The following is a 2854-nucleotide window of genomic DNA, read 5'->3' as shown; positions in this document are numbered from 1 at the left end:
AGCCCGGAAGGCGGTGGCTCGCTGGATTGAGATTGTCTACAACCGGCGTCGTCGCCACTCGTCCATCGGGATGGTAAGCCCCGTCGATTTCGAAGCCCAGCTCGCTGATCAAAATTGTAATAAGAAAGCCGCTGCTTAACCCCTAAGCAGCTTAACAACGTGTCCACGACTTGCGGGTAACCCCAAGAACGTCCGGTCATGTGGGGAGATCTTTCGGAAGATCATTTAAGTTTAAGCAGTCAATCTACGGTAGAGGGGATAGTTGGAGAGTTTGTGGATCAAGCTGGATCCGCAGAACTCATTCGTTCAAACGCTACAATCTGCGGAATTCCGGCGAAAGATTTGGGAATTACGCTTAGCGGTCTTCCTTGGGAGCGTACTCGGCAAATAAGTGTCGCTGACGTTGCTCAACGTATCGAGCAATCTGTGTGTAAAGTTAGCAATTAGTCTATGAAATCATTTGCATTCTTGTACTGCCGTGGGCATAGGGTAGTTACTGTTTTGATTATGGTGTTGTGTATTGGTTCCGTTCTTTGGTTTGACGAGGGGTGGGCGCTCAATATTCCTTGGCTCAATGACACTGCTAGGGTAAACATAGGTACTTTGTGTTCGTTTTCTTATGCTGTATTACCAGTGATTTTTTTCAAAAATCAGGTTTCCAGGTTGGAGGCTCAGGTATCACAAAATTGGCTGTTTGTTGACGGTATAGTTCTCGCAGTTTTGTGGATTATCCCTTGGATATTTTCCCTTTGGGGAATAGGAAGCGTGAAATTTGCTTATGTTTCTACTATTCTCACAGGTTTGACGCTCCTTATAGGTAGATATGTGAGGGTGGATACACTTGTTTTGTTGCTTGTGGTACAGCTCGTTTTACAGACCGCTCTATGGACATCATTAACTGATACGAATTGGAGATTTCTTCTTTTCGTTTTAGAGGCTCCATCCGGGAATCTTCCGCTACTACTAAGTGTGGTGGCGTTTTTCGTGGGTTTTATTTCTTTGCATAAATTTAAACGTTCTGCATCTTAGCTATCGGTTGCGTCCATTAGCGTGGTGAATCTGGAACCCGGGTGAGGCCTTGTGCCGGTGCACAATAAGGCGACCATCGCGGGTACCTTTGAGTTCCCCGAGCTCTGTTTATAGGCGTTTGCCTTGATTTCCAATATTCCCTGTGGCGGGTTCTGCTTCTACAATTCGATTTCCACCTCGACCGGGGGCGGTAGTCAATGCTGTGGTGGAGGCTTACCTCGTTCCACCATGGCACCCACTTGAGCGTCGGGGTTCCTCCCCGACAACATCATCCCACCTGCGAGCATGAATCAGCTCGTCTTTTGTGAGGAGACGTTAACGTTCTCAGCTCAAGCATTGGCATTTCAGTCGCCAACTGTCCCAATAGAATCAATGATCCCACTGTTCTAAGTACTTGGGCATGGTGGTAAAATGTCGTGACCGGCTATCGGGTAGCAGTGGCGTGACTTTCTGGTAGCGCTGTAGTGAGTATCCGGTAGCAGTTCACAATGTTCGAGGCACTTCATTCTGGGAGATATCCCGCTCGGGTGTGGCACGTACCGGAAGGACTTCGGTTACAACGGATTACCGTCCGGTAAGAGCGCTGCTTATATGGCGGCGTTCTTACCGCTAGTGAAAATTAGCTAGGGTGCTCGCACCACGCGATTTACTGGGCGAGCCGTGCACCGCGAAGCCTCGGCCTGGCCACTGCCTAGCCGGTCGCGGCGTTGGCGAAGGGCTGACCGCGGGTAATCTCGCCCCGTCGGGCTCAGACCCACCTGCTACCGGATGCTTCCTCAGACGCTACCAGATACTCAACACACCGCTCCCATTTCTGTCGCCTGAACAGTAGAATACCTTTCTTCCCAACGCGACTGAGCTGGATACCAGGTGTCCACCAATTGGGGGTCAGGTCCCAGATATTTTGTTATTGGATGAACCGACAAACCACCTTGATCTCAGACACCAATTGGAGATTATGGAGCTGTTGCGCAGCCTGCCAGCGGATCACCGAACGGTCGTAGTGGTGTTGCATGATTTAGCGTTGGCAGCGCGTTATTCAGATTACTTAGTGGCTATGCGGGATGGCGTGATCGTCTCGCAAGGCCGAACGGAAGATACCTTCAATGAACAATTATTGTTGGATACCTTCAGTTTGGAATCAAAGATTTACCAGGATGAATCCACGGGGCTACCAGTGGTGTTGCCGTTGGCAGCGAAGCTCGAGCAATCATAAACTCGCGCATAATCCGCCACCAATGGTTCCATCGTCAGCTCTGGGTATTCTTTTTTGCACGAATGCCAGCTTGTCAGATGCGGGTTTCTGGTACCGGTGTTCCGAAGACTCGGTACTCCCGTATTCCGGGTAGTTGGTACCGGGGCGGGCCGACGGAGTCGGCCCGGCTGTTTGCTCTAATCGTCCGGTTCTAGTGGGACGATGGCCTTGTACATGTCAAAGTCTCCAATGCAGATTCGGTGGTCTTTGTTGAGGCGGCTTACCAGTGAATCCGCTCCCAACACTGTCTGGCAGTGTTTCAACCCAGTAGACGGCAGCTGATTGGAAAGAGATCAGGGTTGGGAGCCGACCATCACCGTCGAATACGATTTTGGTTAGGTCCCCGAAGAGGGAGAGTGTCTAATGGTTTGTGTGTAGGTTCCCAACCTGTATAAGGAGATAAGCCAGAATGACTAGTGTGGCACGGCTGATAAGGCCACAATTTGATGCGATTGAAAAGAAGCTTCTTGCTAACCCTGAGATGGCGAAACTGATTGATGAGCTAGGCACGTCTACAACGGATGCCAACGATCTGGTTCGGGGCATGTTGCAAGCCTCGATCACTAGGGG

2 protein-coding genes and 2 pseudogenes are annotated in these 2854 nt (G+C 50.4%); 3 read left to right on the top strand and 1 reads right to left on the bottom strand.

Annotation, left to right across the window (positions count from 1 at the left end):
* Positions 1-450: 450 nt before the first annotated feature.
* Positions 451-1029: a hypothetical protein gene (locus D9V82_RS12095; RefSeq protein ID WP_147446213.1), complete on the top strand. Its 579-nt coding sequence runs from the start codon at positions 451-453 to the stop codon at positions 1027-1029.
* Between the two features lie 958 nt (positions 1030-1987).
* A complete protein-coding gene (locus D9V82_RS11845) occupies positions 1988-2245 on the top strand; it encodes an ATP-binding cassette domain-containing protein (protein ID WP_121912529.1) in 258 nt (85 codons plus the stop codon).
* 176 nt (positions 2246-2421) lie between these two features.
* Here D9V82_RS11845 and D9V82_RS13245 read toward each other — a convergent pair.
* Positions 2422-2626 (bottom strand): annotated as a pseudogene (locus D9V82_RS13245) (ATP-binding protein); the annotation flags it as partial.
* Positions 2627-2693: 67 nt separating this feature from the next.
* On the opposite strand from D9V82_RS13245, the pseudogene D9V82_RS12855 reads away from it, so the two are divergent.
* Positions 2694-2854: pseudogene (locus D9V82_RS12855) on the top strand (IS256 family transposase); the annotation flags it as partial.

Origin of the sequence: Corynebacterium macginleyi, from assembly GCF_003688935.1 — a bacterium.
Classification (GTDB): domain Bacteria; phylum Actinomycetota; class Actinomycetes; order Mycobacteriales; family Mycobacteriaceae; genus Corynebacterium; species Corynebacterium macginleyi.
This window is presented reverse-complemented; position numbering and strand designations above follow the sequence as displayed.